The sequence below is a fragment of the Streptococcus sp. 477 genome, assembly GCF_013277295.1.
GTDB classification, from domain to species: Bacteria; Bacillota; Bacilli; order Lactobacillales; family Streptococcaceae; genus Streptococcus; species Streptococcus pseudopneumoniae.
Map to the genome: position 1 here is coordinate 1 of NZ_VMMQ01000026.1, position 17,281 is coordinate 17,281.

At 40.0% G+C, this 17,281-nt stretch carries 11 protein-coding genes and 3 pseudogenes; 3 read left to right on the forward strand and 11 right to left on the reverse strand.

The window, feature by feature from the left end; genetic code table 11:
- Window positions 1-167: 167 nt before the first annotated feature.
- The 6 genes and pseudogenes from tuf to HT691_RS11515 form a co-directional block, all read right to left on the reverse strand.
- Window positions 168-1,364: an elongation factor Tu gene (gene tuf / locus HT691_RS04320; protein ID WP_001040724.1), complete on the reverse strand. Its 1,197-nt coding sequence runs from the start codon at window positions 1,362-1,364 to the stop codon at window positions 168-170.
- Between the two features lie 1,084 nt (window positions 1,365-2,448).
- Window positions 2,449-3,318 carry an aquaglyceroporin Gla gene (gene gla / locus HT691_RS04325; protein WP_172925266.1) on the reverse strand — a complete coding sequence of 290 codons (870 nt, stop codon included), beginning with the start codon at window positions 3,316-3,318 and terminating at the stop codon, window positions 2,449-2,451.
- A 222-nt stretch (window positions 3,319-3,540) separates the two neighbouring features.
- Window positions 3,541-4,200, reverse strand: a complete 660-nt coding sequence (locus HT691_RS11630) for an LPXTG cell wall anchor domain-containing protein (protein ID WP_031243583.1) — start codon at window positions 4,198-4,200, stop codon at window positions 3,541-3,543.
- A 102-nt stretch (window positions 4,201-4,302) separates the two neighbouring features.
- Window positions 4,303-5,706, reverse strand: a pseudogene (locus HT691_RS04330) (hypothetical protein); the annotation flags it as partial.
- Window positions 5,616-6,773 (reverse strand): annotated as a pseudogene (locus HT691_RS04335) (MucBP domain-containing protein). The pseudogenes HT691_RS04335 and HT691_RS04330, both read right to left, overlap by 91 nt.
- Window positions 6,774-8,589: 1,816 nt before the next feature.
- A pseudogene (locus tag HT691_RS11515) lies at window positions 8,590-8,706 on the reverse strand (YSIRK-type signal peptide-containing protein); the annotation flags it as partial.
- Between the two features lie 280 nt (window positions 8,707-8,986).
- Here HT691_RS11515 and HT691_RS04350 point away from each other — a divergent pair.
- Entirely contained in the window at window positions 8,987-10,702 is a 1,716-nt protein-coding gene (locus HT691_RS04350; protein WP_172921646.1) for a phospho-sugar mutase, read from the forward strand.
- 111 nt (window positions 10,703-10,813) lie between these two features.
- Window positions 10,814-11,161, forward strand: a complete 348-nt coding sequence (locus tag HT691_RS04355) for a thiol reductase thioredoxin (RefSeq protein WP_023933471.1) — start codon at window positions 10,814-10,816, stop codon at window positions 11,159-11,161.
- Window positions 11,162-11,438: 277 nt separating this feature from the next.
- On the opposite strand, the gene HT691_RS04360 is transcribed toward HT691_RS04355, so the two are convergent.
- The 5 genes from HT691_RS04360 to HT691_RS04380 form a co-directional block, all read right to left on the reverse strand.
- The gene (locus HT691_RS04360) at window positions 11,439-12,275 is read right to left on the reverse strand and encodes an amino acid ABC transporter substrate-binding protein (protein ID WP_023933469.1); all 837 of its coding nucleotides are present in this window, start codon (window positions 12,273-12,275) and stop codon (window positions 11,439-11,441) included.
- 12 nt (window positions 12,276-12,287) lie between these two features.
- On the reverse strand, window positions 12,288-12,917 hold the full coding sequence (locus tag HT691_RS04365) for an amino acid ABC transporter ATP-binding protein (protein WP_023933467.1): 630 nt from the start codon (window positions 12,915-12,917) through the stop codon (window positions 12,288-12,290).
- A gap of 9 nt (window positions 12,918-12,926) precedes the next feature.
- Window positions 12,927-13,568 carry an amino acid ABC transporter permease gene (locus HT691_RS04370; RefSeq protein ID WP_000120830.1) on the reverse strand — a complete coding sequence of 214 codons (642 nt, stop codon included), beginning with the start codon at window positions 13,566-13,568 and terminating at the stop codon, window positions 12,927-12,929.
- 145 nt (window positions 13,569-13,713) lie between these two features.
- Window positions 13,714-14,943 carry a tetratricopeptide repeat protein gene (locus tag HT691_RS04375; RefSeq protein WP_023933466.1) on the reverse strand — a complete coding sequence of 410 codons (1,230 nt, stop codon included), beginning with the start codon at window positions 14,941-14,943 and terminating at the stop codon, window positions 13,714-13,716.
- Complete coding sequence (locus HT691_RS04380; protein ID WP_172921645.1) at window positions 14,933-16,099, reverse strand: AI-2E family transporter; 1,167 nt, start codon at window positions 16,097-16,099, stop codon at window positions 14,933-14,935. Before HT691_RS04380 ends, HT691_RS04375 begins: the two co-directional genes overlap by 11 nt.
- A 143-nt stretch (window positions 16,100-16,242) precedes the next feature.
- Here HT691_RS04380 and HT691_RS04385 point away from each other — a divergent pair, with 143 nt between their 5' ends.
- Window positions 16,243-17,256 (forward strand): lactonase family protein, encoded by a 1,014-nt coding sequence (locus HT691_RS04385; RefSeq protein WP_054392643.1) that lies wholly within the window; start codon window positions 16,243-16,245, stop codon window positions 17,254-17,256.
- Window positions 17,257-17,281 lie beyond the last annotated feature (25 nt).

Below are 17,281 nucleotides of genomic sequence, written 5' to 3' on the forward strand. Positions count from 1 at the left end.
TTATCTACAACCTCAAAAACATGTTTTGAGCAGCCTGCGGTTAGCTTCCTAGTTTGCTCTGTGATTTTCATTGAGTATTAGTTCAATATTTGAAAAAAAGAACCTTGCAATGCAAGATTCTTTCAGTGTCTGACTTAAATAATTGTTCTTCTGGGAACTAAATCGAATTAAGCTTCGATTTCTGTAACCATACCTGAACCAACAGTACGTCCACCCTCACGGATAGAGAATGTAGTACCTTGTTCTACGGCGATTGGGTGGATCAACTCAACGTCGATTGTCACGTTATCACCAGGCATTACCATTTCAGTACCTGCTGGAAGTTCGATTGAACCTGTAACGTCAGTAGTACGGAAGTAGAATTGTGGACGGTAGTTGTTGAAGAATGGAGTGTGACGTCCACCCTCTTCTTTAGTAAGGATGTAGACTTCACCTTTGAATTTAGTGTGTGGGTTGATTGAACCTGGTTTAGCGATAACTTGTCCACGTTCGATTTCATCACGTTGAACACCACGAAGAAGGACACCTACGTTATCTCCGGCAAGACCTTCGTCAAGTTGTTTACGGAACATTTCAACACCAGTAACAACTGCTTTTTGAGTTTCTTCTTTGATACCAACGATTTCGATTTCGTCGTTGACTTTAACGATACCACGGTCGATACGTCCTGAAGCAACTGTACCACGTCCAGTGATTGAGAATACGTCTTCGACTGGAAGAAGCAATGGTTTGTCAGTGTCACGTTCTGGTTCTGGGATGTACTCATCAACTGTGTTCATCAATTCCATAACGATGTCTTCGTATTTAGAGTCACCTTCAAGAGCTTTAAGAGCTGAACCTTGGATAACTGGAAGATCGTCACCTGGGAAGTCATATTCTGACAATAGGTCACGGATTTCCATTTCAACCAATTCAAGCAATTCTTCGTCGTCAACCAAGTCAACTTTGTTCATGAAGACGATAAGGTGTTTAACACCAACCTGACGTGAAAGAAGGATGTGCTCACGAGTTTGTGGCATTGGTCCGTCAGTTGAAGCTACTACAAGGATAGCTCCGTCCATTTGAGCGGCACCAGTGATCATGTTTTTAACGTAGTCCGCGTGTCCTGGAGCGTCGATGTGAGCGTAGTGACGTTTTTCAGTTTCGTACTCAACGTGTGCAGTGTTGATAGTGATACCGCGTTCGCGTTCTTCTGGAGCAGCATCGATAGACGCATAGTCTTTAGGTTGGTTAACTGATGAAGGCAAGCGACGTGCCAAAACAGTTGTGATAGCTGCAGTTAGGGTAGTTTTACCGTGGTCAACGTGTCCGATAGTACCAATATTAACGTGTGGTTTACTACGATCGTATTTTTCTTTTGCCATTTGAGTAAAAGCCTCCAATAAAATATATTTTATAGATAGACAGTAGGCAATACAGTCTAACTTTCCTTACTATTTTATCAAATTTCAGCTAAATTGCAAGTGTTTTACAACGTTTTTGTGAATTATTCTTGGTAAAAATTTAACTAACTAATAGAAAGTACTAAATAGACTTATCCTTAAAGGAGTTTTCAGCATTATTCATCCACTCACTTGCTGAAAATGTAAACAATCTCTGGTTTATACTACAAAAGCAAACTAGGAAGTTAGGTAAAAGTTACTCACAACATCGGTTTAATACTCTTCGAAAATCTCTTCAAACCACGTCAGCATCGCCTTACCTTAGGTATAGTTGAGACTGGTCAAAAAGTCTTTGCAATCAGAAAAACATATAGTATCAGGTCTTGAGAGAAACCTTGGTACTATGCGTTTTATTGTGGGGAGATTTACTTCATTTTTTCCTAAAGTCGAGTTTTTGCCCAACCTCTTCATCTACAACCTCAAAACACTATTTTGAGCTGACTTCGTCAGTTCTATNNTGAGCAACCTGCGGCTAGCTTCTTAGTTTGCCCTTTGATTTTCATTGAGTATAAAATTGCAGATAAAACGATAACAATCATAGGACTCAGCAGAGTCAATGTAGGTCGAAGAATAGCCCCCCTAATCGCTTATTTTATAGTAAAATGAAATAGAAACTGAACATTTTGTTGAGGAAGGCAAATCAATTCCTCACAATGTTCGAGAAAGAAGGGCGGACTATTCCAACTTCAACCCACTATAAAGCAGACTTACAAGATAGGGAACCCATCTCCGATAATATAATATATAGTAGAATGAAAACTGCACAATTTGATTGGGGAATTCAAACTAATTTCTCACAATGTTTGAGAAAAAGGGTCTATTATTTCAACTGCAACCTACTATAGCCCATTAAAGTTGGAATAACCCACTGAGACTTTTAAACCACTGCTGGAGAGGAGTTTGTGTCGATTTTCTTTCATTTCCCTGAAAAATCAAAAAGAGAGAACCAATCTGATCCTCTCTTACTTATAAATGGTGCTCACTCAAATGTTAAAGGAGCTATTTCTTAGAGATAAAGGAATTTGAATACAGCTACTGCCGCAATTGCTGCTGCAATAGGTGCTACTACTGGTACCCAAGAATACCACCATTTTGAATCGCCTTTATTCTCACCAAGAACTGATTTTGGAAGGAAAGCATGAAGGAGACGTGGCCCCAAGTCACGAGCTGGGTTCAAGGCAGGTCCTGTAGGTCCTCCAAGTGATGTTACCAAAGCCATAACGAGGAATCCAAGTGCCAAGTGAGCCACAGAAAGTCCTGAAGCAGTGTGTGGAGTCACCTGTGCTTTAATAGCCAAGTCAGAAAAATCAACTGTCTGTCCTGCTTGTGTTGCCATTTGTTTCATGTATTGAAGCACTTCAGCACCAAAGAAGTTTTTAGTCAAACCGAGAGCTGCAAAGAACAAAACAAATGAACCAACAAACTCATTAATCAAACCATTGACAGTTGCTGCATAGCGACTTTCTTTTGTACCATGGTCAATACTTGAAATAGTTGAGAAAGTTCCCAAGATGTTATTTGGGTTTTCAGTTTTCAAGTAGAATGGACGGTGTGTTGCCACAACTAAGGCTTGACCAAAGATAGCCCCCAAGACTTGCGCGATAATGTAAGGTACCACTTGTGCCCAAGGGAAAAGACCGCTAACTGCAAGTCCTAGAGTGAAAGCAGGGTTGATGTGGTTCCCAGATACGTTACCAAACATCAAGGCTGGAATCATAACCCCCATACCATAACCAACAGCGATGACGAGCCAGCCACTTTGGTGACCTTTCGTACCTTTAAGTTCAACGTTGGCAACTGCACCATTCCCAAGAATGATCAAAATGGCAGTTCCCAAAAATTCAGTGGCATATTTCAGTGCCCATGTGAAATCCATTTGCTAGATTCTCCTTAAAATTTTTTAGATATTCTTTATTCTATCAATTTTTACCCTATTTAGCAACTGATTTCTGGAAATATTTTTAAAAAAATAGGATTCAGAGTTTCCCAGTCTAATGGACTTGTAAGCGTTTTTAATCTTCTCGAAAGACCTCGTTCTCAAAACCAGGAAAAAGCACACATCTGTGAGCTTTTCCTTGTTCCTAGATTCTAAAATCTATTATTTTTCATCTTCTTTTTTCTTGAAGAATCCTAATCCTAGACCAGCTAATAAGGTCATGATACCAGCGCTAGCCAAGGTAGCATTCGCTTCTGTACCTGTGTTTGGCAATTCCTCTCTTTTATTTGTCTCAGAAGTCGGAACTTCTGGGTCTGGACTCACTGGAATTTCAGTTTTTGGAGCACCTGGTTCTGGAGTTAGCTCTGGTATTGGAGTCTCTTGATTTGGTAGTTCTGGGTTTGGTGTCGGAACACTTGGATGCTCTGGATTTGGTTGTGGGTTTGGTTTGTCTGGAGTCGGTTCACCTGGAGCACCTGGTTCCTGAGGACTTGGAATTTCTGGTTTTTCTGGAATTGGTTTTTCTGGTCTTGATAAACGGTCATACCTTACCAAAATAGTCGTACCTTTTGAATCTGCTGTTACTTCTGCATTCGATACTTTTGGTAAATCTGGTTTACCATAATTTTCAATTTCTGGCGATACGACTTCGTCCCAGTTGCCTGTTGTCCATTCACCTTCTGTCACGACTTTCGTCACTTTATTACGCTTGTTGGTTCTTGTTAATTCAACTGTTTGCGTAACTGGTCTAGCTACTTCTGTCGTTTCATCAGTCGCATCTACATACTTGATGGTACGGGTAACAGTTTTGCTTTCTTTAATATCTTCTGTAGCTTGCGGATATTTCACTACTTCGGTTGTATCTGTAGTTGTTGATGTTACAGTTGCTTCCGCTACAGTTGCCTTATCTGGGGCGTCATAGTTTTCTACTGATGGTGAAGTTTTTTCGTCCCAGTTGCCTGTTGTCCATTCACCTTCTGTCACGACTTTCGTCACTTTGTTACGCTTGTTGGTTCTTGTTAATTCAACTGTTTGCGTAACTGGTGTTGCCACTTCTGTTGTTTCATCAGTCGCATCTACATACTTGATGGTACGGGTAACAGTTTTGCTTTCTTTAACATCTTCTGTAGCTTGTGGGTATTTCACTACTTCGGTTGTATCTGTAGTTGTTGATGTTACAGTTGCTTCCGCTACAGTTGCCTTATCTGGGGCGTCATAGTTGGTTACAGTTGGAGAATCTTGAGAACCCCATGTACCTGTTGACCAGTCTCCTGCTGTTACTTTACCTGTCACTTTATTACGCTTGTTGGTTCTTGTTAATTCAACTGTTTGCGTAACTGAGTCAGCCACTTCTTTTGTTTCGTTGGCTTTATCGACATACTTGATGGTACGAGTAACAGTTTTGCTTTCTTTAACATCTTCTGTAGCTTGTGGGTATTTCACTACTTCGGTTGTATCTGTAGTTGTTGATGTTACAGTTGCTTCCGCTACAGTTGCCTTATCTGGGGCGTCATAGTTGGTTACAGTTGGAGAATCTTGAGAACCCCATGTACCTGTTGACCAGTCTCCTGCTGTTTCTTCACCTGTCACTTTATTACGCTTGTTAGTTCTTGTTAATTCAACTGTTTGCGTAACTGGTCTAGCTACTTCTGTCGTTTCATCAGTCGCATCTACATACTTGATGGTACGGGTAACAGTTTTGCTTTCTTTAATATCTTCTGTAGCTTGCGGATATTTCACTACTTCGGTTGTATCTGTAGTTGTTGACGTTACAGTTGCTTCTGCTACAGTTGCCTTATCTGGGGCGTCATAGTTGGTTACAGTTGGAGAGTCTTGAGAACCCCATGTACCTGTTGACCAGTCTCCTGCTGTTACTTTACCTGTCACTTTATTACGCTTGTTAGTTCTTGTTAATTCAACTGTTTGCGTAACTGGGCTACCTACTTCTGTTGTTTCATCAGTCGCATCTATATACTTGATGGTACGGGTAACAGTTTTGCTTTCTTTAACATCTTCTGTAGCTTGTGGGTATTTCACTACTTCGGTTGTATCTGTAGTTGTTGACGTTACAGTTGCTTCTGCTACAGTTGCCTTATCTGGGGCGTCATAGTTGGTTACAGTTGGAGAGTCTTGAGAACCCCATGTACCTGTTGACCAGTCTCCTGCTGTTACTTTACCTGTCACTTTATTACGCTTGTTGGTTCTTGTTAGTTCAACTGTTTGCGTAACTGGGCTACCTACTTCTGTTGTTTCGTTGGCTTTATCGACATACTTGATGGTACGAGTAACGGTTTTGCGTTCTTGAACATCTTCTGTTTTAGGAACCACTGTTTCTTCAACATTCTCACGGTAGTAGTAGTTAACGGTTGCACCGTCTTCTGGTACAGTTCCTGTGGCATTTGCAGGGGTTGCTACCAAGGTGTATGTTGTTTTCCTTGTGATAACTCGGTCTTCTTTGTCCTCAGTTGTTGTTTTCCCTTCAATAGTTTTTGCTTCTGTAGTATACTGAGAACCTATCGCTAAATCAGCTTTTACAACAGACTCTGCCAACTTCTCTTGGGTGCCTTCTTTGTAGTAATTGGCTGTTACTGTAGCAGTGGTTGGCGCTTCGCTTTCTTTATAAACTAAGGTCACTGTTCTACCTTCGCTTACAATATTCCCAGTTAAACTTTCAGAATTTGCGGCTAGTTCTTTAAAAGTATAATATGTCCCATCAGTAGTAGTCATGCTACTGAGTTTTTTATCTGTGACATCATAACTCGTACCAATCAGTTGTTTTTTATTGGTAATGTAGGTTCCGGCACTTTCTTTTTCTCCAATTCCAGTATCATTTTTCAATGATAGCAAACGCCCTTGTTCATCAACATAGCGAACTTTCACATTTCCTGAGATTAGGTCTGCCAATTCTGAGGTTTTCTTCTTTTCCTTGATTTTTTCGGTTATTTTCTTTTTCTCTTCTTCGGGAATATTTAGTTTTGGAATGATTTTTTCAACAACGGTTCGTGATGGTTCCACAGTATCTTGGATGACTGAAAAGTCAGCTAGAATTGGGAGATTATACTGAACACGGTGACTTTGAGGGTTTACCCCTACTCTTTCATTATTCTCTGAAAATACTTGTACGGTATAAGAAACAACATCTTTTCCTAATAAAACATCCCCAGTAGAGAAGTAGCCACCTTTTCCTAGATTGCTATTTCCAGGACCCACTGCGTCCTTAATCTTTTCCGATAGTTCTTTATCAGTCAGTACCTTCGTTCGCACAATTCCTTTGTCTACCCCTACAAAGTGTGAGAAATGTTTGAACTCTTCAGAATCAGATCTAGCCCAACCATGATTAAGATTATTCGCTTTTGTATTTGTATTGTCTCTCTCAAAGGTTTGGGGATTAACATTATATGTCTCCGCACTTGCAGTTGCTTCTATATCTGACCCTTGAATACCCACTTCCTTACTACCATTTCTAGCGGCGAGATAGGTGTATTTTTCTGTTTCTACTTCTAGCTGATCATCCTTAACATGATAGGTAATTTTCTTAGCACCTGGTATAAGAGTAGTGAGTAGTCTATATGCTCTGTCATCAGCTTTAGCTGGAGGAGTGCTTGAGTCTAGCCAAGTTGGGGTATTAGGAGTATCTTTATCAGCAACTTTCAATAAATTATTTAATTCGTTTGATAGCTTTGTAGTTGACTGCGATGAGTGTGTAAAAGTTTTCTTCCATTCTGAATCTCTTTTTGCTGAATTTTTTATGTGCATGGTATTCTGGTCAACATTCAGCACAATATCGCCTTGTTTTTTAGCTTCTTCCGTAGCTTCTGCTTCCAATTGATTGTACAGTTTGGTATCTTCTTCTGTATAATCTCTTCTGGGTTTACGGTGTAATGGAGTAAATTTTATTTTCTCATTACGAATTTTATTAACACGAGATTTAAACTCATCTTTAAAAAATTTGGAAATTTGGAAATTCGCCAGTTCTACATTTAAACCTTTTTTGTACAAGTTTTCATTTTGAACGATTTCGGCTACACGGTGAATGGTTTCATCGTATACCGTCTTCTCTTGGCCAGCAGTATCCTTAGTTTTAATGACTACTCGATAGGTTCCTTTAGAACCATTAATATCTGAGATATATCCTGTCACAAATTCCACACGAACACGGCTTCCGAAGCCAGGAGAAAAGGCAGTAAACTGCTTCTCTATCCCATTATATCCAACTACACCTGGAGAATATTTATTATACTTATCTTTTTCTAAAAATGGGAGATTCTTAAATTCGGTGGAGTTCTTATTAGCACGTTCATTTTGAGCACGTGGATCATACTTCGAATTATCTGAAACCGTCTCGTCACGATTAGCTCGTGTACGTCCTTTAACAAGCATAAGCATGTATTTAAAACGACGGTCTAATGCTTGTTCGTGCACAAAGATGTTATCTAAGGCATCTGCCCCAAGCATACCACCTTGTTCAATCGTACCATCTTCTTTCTTATACCAACCTGTAAAGTAACCATCTGCATTTTTCTTACCAATAACGAATTTACCTGGTCTGCCATCTTTACCTGCAATCGCTGTCCATCCACCGAAAGAATCAAGTTCTCTTATTTCACCATCTTGTAATTTATCTCCTGTACCATCTTCACTGACTTTGCCGTTTTTAAATCTAAGAGCATCCCCAAGGGTGTTCATACTACGCAAGTAAGAACGTTCATTATTTTGGAAGTCGTCTGGCATATTTTTTACAATATCCCATAATTGTTCGAGAGTCAGATTTTCCTTAGGAGTATCAAATTTCAGATGGGCATTCTTATCATCCCCACCTGTCTCTCCATCTTTAGGCACAATGACCCCGGGCTGGTGTTCTTTTACTGTGTCACCCTTACGATTGGCATCCAGTAAATCTGAATCAGTATCTGCTGTGTCTGAACCTCCCTCATTTCCAGAAGTCGGCTCTGATTCAGTTCCTGTAGCTCCATTCGATGAATCACTTGACTCCCCATCAGCTAATTCTCTTTTACTACGAGTACGAGGTTTCGTACTTTCTGGAGTTACTAGCGGATTGTCAGCTACGGGAGCATTATAGGTGTTTGCTGCTGCATCAGTATGACTGAGGTCAGTCTTGTTTTCTGGCTCTCCAATTCCAGACTGTCCTGGATCTGTCGGGTTTGCTGTCCTCTCAGCTTCCCTCGCTGACTCCACGCCCTCAGCATGAGCAATCCCAGCTCCCATCAAAAGATAGAGCGCCCCAATGACAACACTAGCTGCACCGACACTTACTTTTCGAATACTGTATTTTAATTGTTTTTCTGGACTATTCATGACTACCTCCATATATATATATATCAAAAGATATATATTATAACAGATCTTATATAATAATCCTCATTTTAAATTATACAACGAATAAGGTTTAATTTCAATTTTTTAGAGACTACAAATAGGATAAACTTGACTTGTCATTTCGGTTTGTAATGAACACACTTAAATCAAAATTATGAATAGTACAGTCTTCTTCGCTCATTGACTAAAAACTTATGCTACCGTTTTACTAAAATGCTAAAAAGTGCTATAATGTGAACGGTTAAAACAATTTACAAAAAGGAGAATTTTAATGTCTTACCAAGAAAATTACCAGAAATGGGTTGATTTTGCGGAGCTTCCTGACTACCTTCGTCAAGATTTGGAAAATATGGATGAAAAAACAAAGGAAGATGCCTTCTATACAAATCTTGAATTTGGTACTGCAGGTATGCGTGGCTTGATTGGTGCTGGTACAAACCGCATCAACATCTACGTTGTTCGTCAAGCTACTGAAGGATTGGCTCGTTTGATTGAGTCAAAAGGTGGAAACGAAAAAGAACGCGGTGTCGCAATTGCCTACGATAGCCGTCACTTCTCACCTGAGTTTGCCTTTGAATCTGCGGCAGTTCTTGCTAAACACGGCATCAAATCTTACGTATTTGAAAGCCTTCGTCCAACTCCAGAACTCTCATTTGCAGTTCGTCACCTCAACTGTTTCGCGGGTATCATGGTCACAGCCAGCCACAACCCTGCTCCATTTAACGGATACAAGGTTTACGGTGAAGACGGTGGACAAATGCCTCCACACGACGCAGACGCTTTGACTACTTATATCCGTGCAATCGAAACCCCATTTGCAGTTGAAGTTGCTGATGTGGAAGCTGAAAAAGCTTCTGGCTTGATTGAAGTTATCGGCGAAGCTGTCGATGTTGAATACCTTAAAGAAGTTAAGGACGTAAACATCAACCCAGCCTTGATTGAAGAATTTGGTAAAGACATGAAGATTATCTACACACCACTTCATGGTACTGGGGAAATGTTGGCTCGTCGTGCTCTTGCCCAAGCAGGATTTGACTCTGTTCAAGTTGTTGAAGCGCAAGCAACTGCTGACCCAGACTTCTCAACTGTAAAATCTCCAAACCCAGAAAGCCAAGCAGCCTTTGCCCTTGCTGAAGAACTTGGTCGTCAAGTTGGTGCAGATGTTCTTGTCGCAACTGACCCAGACGCTGACCGTGTTGGTGTTGAAGTTCTTCAAAAAGATGGTAGCTACCTCAACCTTTCAGGTAACCAAATCGGTGCTATCATGGCTAAATACATCTTGGAAGCTCATAAAAATGCTGGAACTCTTCCTGAAAATGCAGCCCTTTGCAAATCTATCGTATCAACTGACTTGGTAACAAAGATTGCTGAAAGCTACGGCGCAACTATGTTCAACGTTCTGACAGGTTTCAAATTTATCGCTGAAAAAATCCAAGAATTCGAAGAAAAACACAATCACACTTACATGATGGGATTTGAAGAAAGCTTCGGTTACTTGATTAAACCATTTGTACGTGATAAAGACGCTATCCAAGCTGTTCTTGTCGTTGCTGAACTTGCTGCCTACTACCGTTCACGTGGTTTGACACTTGCTGACGGTATCGAAGAAATCTACAAAGAGTACGGCTACTACGCAGAAAAGACAATCTCTGTTACCCTTTCAGGTGTCGATGGTGCTGAACAAATCAAAGCGATTATGGCTAAATTCCGTAACAATGCTCCAAAAGAATGGAACACAACAGCTATCACTGTCGTAGAAGACTTCAAAGCTCAAACAGCTACTGCTGACGGTACTGTTACAAACTTGACAACTCCTCCAAGCGATGTGTTGAAATACACACTTGCTGACGGTTCATGGATTGCTGTTCGCCCTTCAGGTACAGAACCAAAAATCAAGTTCTACATTGCAGTTGTAGGGGAAACAAACGAAGAATCACAAGCTAAAATTGCGAACATCGAAGCAGAAATCAATGCTTTTGTAAAATAAAATCCTATAAAAGATGAGACCAAACAATCTTATCTTTTTTTCGTATCAAATCTAAGCAATTTTAGAAACTTTATGGCATACTAGATTTATCAATGAAAGCGAGGTAATCTCATGGAACAATTTTTAGATAATATCAAAGACCTTGAAGTCACTACAGTTGCGCGTGCGCAAGAAGCTCTTGATAATAAAGAAACTGCAACCTTCTTTATCGGTCGCAAAACTTGCCCTTACTGCCGTAAATTTGCTGGTACTTTGGCAGGTGTCGTAGCTGAAACCAAAGCTCACATCTACTTCATCAATAGTGAAGAAGCAAGCCAACTCAATGAGTTGCAAGCATTCCGCTCACGCTACGGAATCCCAACTGTACCAGGATTTGTTCACGTTGCAGATGGACAAATCAACGTCCGTTGCGACTCTTCAATGTCAGCACAAGAAATCAAGGACTTTGCTGGATTGTAAAAAATCAGCTAACAAGTCTTAAAATTACAAAAACGCATAATGTAAGGTGCAAAAACCTTGATATTATGCGTTTTATTGTTTCTAAAACAGTTACATCAGCATTTCATTACAGAACATTTTAATTTTGGAAGTCAAATCAATTTTTAACAATGTTTTAGAAATCACAGTGGGCTATTCCATATTCAATTATCCAGATTCAATCGCTATTATCGTTTTCCTAGATTACAAAAAAACTACGTTTTGCTAATCAAAACGTAGTCTCAGCCACTATTTTATCTTACTGTCCTTCTTTTACTTCTTTGGTTGCTACATCTTCTCCAAACCATTTTTGGCTGATTTCTTGGAACTTGCCGTCCTTGTAAAGACTAGAAAAAGCTTCATTTATCTTCTTAACCAAGGTTGTATCTTCCTTACGGGCTCCAACCGCAAAAGCTTCTGTTTCTAGTCCAACTGTAAAGACATTATAATCGTTTAAAACACCTTCTGCTTCTAAATAATAGTTTGCATAGACACGGTCAATCAATAGACCATCAATTCGATCGTTTTTCAAATCAATCAAGGCTTCATTAAAGGTTTGGTATTGATTCGCTTCCTTATTAGCGACAATATTCTTCAAAAGTTCTGGATTTGCTTCAAAGTCCGCATAACCAGATGAACCAGCTTGAGCTCCTAATGTCTTTCCAGCCATATCCTTTGCAGTCGTGATACCAGATGATTTCTTCGTAACCAATACCTGCTCATTCTTCATATATGAGTTACTGAAAGCCACCTTTTCACGGCGTTCGTCTGTAGCGGAATAGCCATTCCAAATCAGATCAATCGTTCCTTTTGTCAATTCAGCTTCTTTCAAATCCCAATCAATCGGTTGCCAATTTACCGTGATTCCGTATTTTTCAAAAACAGCTGTAGCTAAATCAATATCAAATCCTGCATAAGAACCATCTTTCTGAGCAAATCCCATTGGAACAAAAGTACTATCAAATCCAATAGTAATAGACTTGTTAGACTGGTACTTTGACCAATTATCTCCACTAGTTTCGCTAGAATTTTTCCCACAAGCTACTAAGAACAAAGCAGTCATCAGACTGACTAATACAAGCATCCATTTTTTCATCCATTTTTCCTCCTATTTAGGTTCTACTTTCAATAATACATCTGCGATATTTTCAGCAAACTGCAAATCATGGGTAACCACAATCTGGGTCATCCCAAGTTCCCTATTTTGCAAGATTAGCTTCTCCACTTCCAAACGTAATTCTGGATCCAGGGCAGAAGTTGGTTCATCGTAGCCAATAATTTCCGGGTCAATCATCATAGCACGCGCCAAGGCCACCCGCTGCTTCTGCCCACCAGATAGTGAGAAGGGATAGGCATCTGCGTGTCCTCCTAGTCCTAACTGTTCCAAGAGTCCACTCGCCTTCTTCTCAGCCTCTTCCTGCTTCATTCCCATGGTCTTCACAGGCGATAAAGTCAAATTTTCCAGAACTGATAGATGAGGAAATAGTTGAAAATCTTGGAAGACAAATCCCAGTAGGTTGCGCTTCTGCAATTCATCCAGCTCTAAAGGTTGTCCATTATAAAAGATTTGCCCTGAATCAATGGTTTCAAGACCTGCAAGCATACGTAAAAGAGTTGTCTTACCTCCACCAGAAGGTCCAACGATAGCCAGGATTTGCTTTTCAGGAATACTTAGACTGAAATTAGACAGGATTTGTTTGTCTCCAAAGACTTTATTGATATTTCGTAATTCTAACATGGCAGCCTCCTATCTATAATAACTATACTTCTTCTCAACTTTTTTGGAAATAATTGTCACAATCCCAATCAAAATCAAATAAATGGCTCCTGCCAAGAACATAGGAACTAGACTAGCATCGCGGTTAGCAGCTGTTCGACTAGCCAAGATAAGGTCTGAAATTCCGAGAGCATAGACCAAAGAAGTATCCTTGACCAAACTCATAACTTCATTAAAGACACTAGGAAGAACAATCTTGGTCACTTGGGGCAAGATAATATAGCGCACTCTGTCAAAAGGGCTAAACTTTAAGACCTTGGCAGCCTCATACTGTCCTCTTGGAATAGTGTCAATTCCCCCACGGAAAATTTCTGCAAAGTAAGCTGCATAGTTGAGAACAAAGGCAATAATAGCTGCAGGAAGGCGGTCTAAACGAATCCCAATACTTGGGAGCACATAATAGATAAAAATCAGTTGCAAGAGTAAGGGGGTTCCTCGCATAACCCAGATGTAAATGTTAATCAGATAATGGAGGGGCTTCCAATGGACTTGCAAGGCAAAGGCAATCAAAACGCCCAAGGGAATCGAAAATAGCAAGACCAGTGCAAAGACCTGTACAGTCGTGCTCGCACCATTCAGTAAACTCGGTAATATCTCAAATAAATAAGACATACTGCACCTCCTAAAAGTAATTGTTCCTATTATAGCATGAATAAACAAGATTACCAAGTATTTTTGTAAAAAGATTCTACCATATACAAATAAAAACCGTAGCTATCAAAAGAGATAAACTACAGTTCTATATGTTTAAACATTCTTACAATCTCTCAAATAATTCTTGCATTTGCACATCATCTGGAACCAGTTTTAAGTAAGCTTGTGCATTGACTTTTGCTTCCTCAAAGTAGCCCAATTCACGCAAGAGATAGATATAGTGTTCCAAAAACTCTGGATTGTCCTTTAAATCTCCTGCCAACTCTTGGTAATGCTCATAGGCAGTATCCAAATCGTCCATTTCTTGATAGGAACGAGCAATCATCCACTTGGTCAAGAGATTTTCTGGCTCATCGCTCTGCAAGTCTAGAATATCCTCATAACGCTCCTGCTCCAGATAAATAGTGGCTAAACGAAGCAAGATTTCTTCTGTATCCTCAGCGTCTTCTTTAGCTGTTAGGAGATAATTTTCTGCCCCACTTGCATCATGCAATTCATAAGAGAATTGCGAAGCAGCTAGCAAGAGGCGAGTTTCAAAGGGATTTTTCTCTAAGCCTTGCTTAGCGATACGCAGGGCTTCTTGAACTTGATGTTCCTTATGTAAGGCCTGGCTATAACCATATTCATAGCCTTCAAAGTCAGGAGAAATGGTATCAAGCTGCTTAAAGTAAAGGGTGGCTTTTTGGTATTCTTCTTGATCAAAGTAAAGGCTGGCCAACTCAAAAGCTGTTAGGTCATCGTATTCTAACTCCAGGGCTTTTTCTAAAAACTCAGTAGCCGTTTCAAATTTCCCTAACTGGGCATAGGCAAAACCAATTCGTTGATAGGTGGAAATGCCCGTTTGCTCATAAATAGTACGATTATCTAACTGGGCATAGCCTTGAATGGCCTCTTGGTAATTTTCCAACTCACTATCCAACTCTGCCAAACCCAATATCAAGAGAGGATCCTCTGAGTAGGTCAAAGCCTCCAGCAATTTCTCACGCGCCACATCAGTCAAACCTTCCAACTGGTAAAGATCTGCCTTAAGAAGCAAAGCCGAAACATACCAGTCACTGTTAGCTTGGATTTCCTCAAGATAAGCAAAGGCTTCTTCGATTTGACCATCCTCGCTAGCAATTGCAGCTAGATTAAGATGAACCTCTGGGAAATCCTCTACTATTTTCAGGTAAATTTCCTTGGCCTGAGGATAAAAACCAATCCCTTCAAGATAAGTTGCCAACTCATACAGAAGGTCACTTGAATCATTTTCTAAAGCTTTGACGAAATAATGCTCAGCCTTGGCTAAATCTTGCTCTTCCAAAGCCTGCAACATCTGTTGACTATTGTTCACTCTTGACTTCCTCACCCTCTAGTTCATATAGGCCACTAACTACCTTATACCATTCGAAAATGGCTGAAATGACAACCTTAGCAGAGGCATAAACTGGAATACCGAGTAAGACTCCCCAGATACCAAACATAGATCCTGAAGTCAACAAGACAAAGAGAACATTAATGGGATGGATGTTTAATTGACTTCCCAAAATCAATGGAGAGACAAAACGGCCTTCAATAGTCTGTTCTACGATAAAGACAATCACCACTTTTAAAAGCATGACTGGCCCAGCAATCAAGCCCAATACTAGGGCAGGAAGCATGGCTAGAAAGCTACCAAGATAAGGAACCAGGTTTAGAATACCAGCAGTAACACCAAGCGTAACTGCATAACGGAGACCAATGATTTTAAAGAAGATCATAAACATTACTGCTACAATAATAGCTACTGTTACTTGCCCTCGAACATAGTTGGACAACTGTTGATTCACATCTGATAAAACTTGTCCTACAGGTTCTTTCAATTTTCTTGGCATGAATTGGGTCAAATAGTTACGCAGGCCTTTCCCATCACGCAAGAGATAAAAGAGCATGAAAGGAACGATAATCAAGGCAACAATCACTTGAGATGCCCCGCTAATAAAGGCACTCACCCAGTTGACTGCCTGAGATGAAACCTTACTTGCCCAAACTGTAGCCTGACTTGAGAAGTTTGTCAAAACCTGCTCTAACTGAGGTCTGAAATCATCTGGCAGGTGCTGGGCTACCAATCCATTAACAATCCTATCTATATCTTCTAAGTAAACAGGAACGTTTCTTGCAAAGGTTAAAACCTGACGTTGCAGATTTGGAATGGCGACTGCCAAGCCCCAAATGATAAAGAGAGCGATGATAACAAAGACAATAGTGATAGCTATAACACGATTAACCTTATGCTTCTCCATCCAATCAACAATAGGATTTAATAAATAATATAGTAAACCAGATAGAATAACTGGCAGCATCACGACTGCCAAAAAGTCTAAAACAGATGAAAATAGAAAACTAATCTTACTTAAAATAAAAAGATTCAGTCCCAATAATAAGGTTACCAAAAATACCGTAATGGCCTTGTTATCCAAAAACCACTTGAAAAACCAAGACAGGCTAAAATGTTTCTCTTTTTGTTCCATAAATACTTCCTTTCTATCGTTCTCTCATTATACCATTTTTAAATCAAAATAACTCTTTTTTAAAGTGCTTACATCTAATTGGATGTCTTTAATTGGCTTGTTTTTGTGATATAATAGTCTTATCTTTATATAGAGGTAACGTTATGAAAGAAACTGTTTATTTTGGAACTTATACACGTCGGACTTCCCAAGGGATTTACACGGCTGACTTTGATACAGAAACTGGTCAGCTTTCAAACCTAGAACTTTTTGCAGCTGAGCCAAGTCCAACCTACCTTGCCTTTGACCAGCACCAACATTTATACACCGTTGGTAGTCAAGACGATAAGGGGGGAATTGCAGCCTATCAAACTGACGGGACTTTATTAAATCACGTCGTTGAAAAAGGAGCCCCCCACTGTTATGTTGCTGTCGATGAAAAGCGTGATTTGGTTTACGCAGCCAACTACCATAAAGGACAGGTACTGGTTTATAAACGTCAGAATGATGGGAGTCTTTTACTTAGTGATGTAGATCAACACAGTGGCCAAGGTCCACATGAAAATCAAGCTTCCCCCCATGTTCACTATACAGATTTAACACCTGACCACTATCTAGTGACCTGTGATTTGGGTACTGACCAAGTTATCACTTATGACCTTGATCAAGAAGGGAAATTATCTAAACTCTATACCTACAATAGTATTCCTGGAGCTGGTTCTCGTCATATCGTTTTCCATAACCACTATAAAATCGCTTATCTCATTTGTGAACTCAATAGTACTATCGAGATTTTAATCTACGATGGCGTTGGTGAATTTGAACGCATGCAAGTGATTTCAACTTTACCAGAAGCTTACGAAGGTTTTAATGCTACTGCTGCTATTCGTCTCTCTAAAGACGGTAAATACCTCTACGCTTCTAACCGTGGTCATGATTCTATCGCAGTATATACAATCCTTGCGGACGGTAGCTTAGAGTTATTAGAAATCGTTCCAACACATGGTCAGACTCCACGTGATTTTGATTTGACACCTGACCAAAAATTTCTCATTGCTGTCCACCAAGACTCTGACAATGCAACTGTCTTTAAACGTAATTGTGACAATGGTCGTCTAGCAGAACTCTCCAACGACTTCCATGTTCCCGAAGCAGTCTGCATCCGTTTTGCTCCTTAATACTCTTCAAAAATCTCTTCAAACC

What these genes read in the sequence shown, in the direction of transcription:
- HT691_RS04380 (WP_172921645.1), bottom strand. Translation starts at nt 16,099, where the DNA reads ATGGAACAAAAAGAGAAACATTTTAGCCTGTCTTGGTTTTTCAAGTGG.
- HT691_RS04360 (WP_023933469.1), bottom strand. Translation starts at nt 12,275, where the DNA reads ATGAAAAAATGGATGCTTGTATTAGTCAGTCTGATGACTGCTTTGTTC.
- HT691_RS04365 (WP_023933467.1), bottom strand. Translation starts at nt 12,917, where the DNA reads ATGTTAGAATTACGAAATATCAATAAAGTCTTTGGAGACAAACAAATC.
- tuf (WP_001040724.1), bottom strand. Translation starts at nt 1,364, where the DNA reads ATGGCAAAAGAAAAATACGATCGTAGTAAACCACACGTTAATATTGGT.
- HT691_RS04385 (WP_054392643.1), top strand. Translation starts at nt 16,243, where the DNA reads ATGAAAGAAACTGTTTATTTTGGAACTTATACACGTCGGACTTCCCAA.
- HT691_RS04370 (WP_000120830.1), bottom strand. Translation starts at nt 13,568, where the DNA reads ATGTCTTATTTATTTGAGATATTACCGAGTTTACTGAATGGTGCGAGC.
- gla (WP_172925266.1), bottom strand. Translation starts at nt 3,318, where the DNA reads ATGGATTTCACATGGGCACTGAAATATGCCACTGAATTTTTGGGAACT.
- HT691_RS04355 (WP_023933471.1), top strand. Translation starts at nt 10,814, where the DNA reads ATGGAACAATTTTTAGATAATATCAAAGACCTTGAAGTCACTACAGTT.
- HT691_RS04350 (WP_172921646.1), top strand. Translation starts at nt 8,987, where the DNA reads ATGTCTTACCAAGAAAATTACCAGAAATGGGTTGATTTTGCGGAGCTT.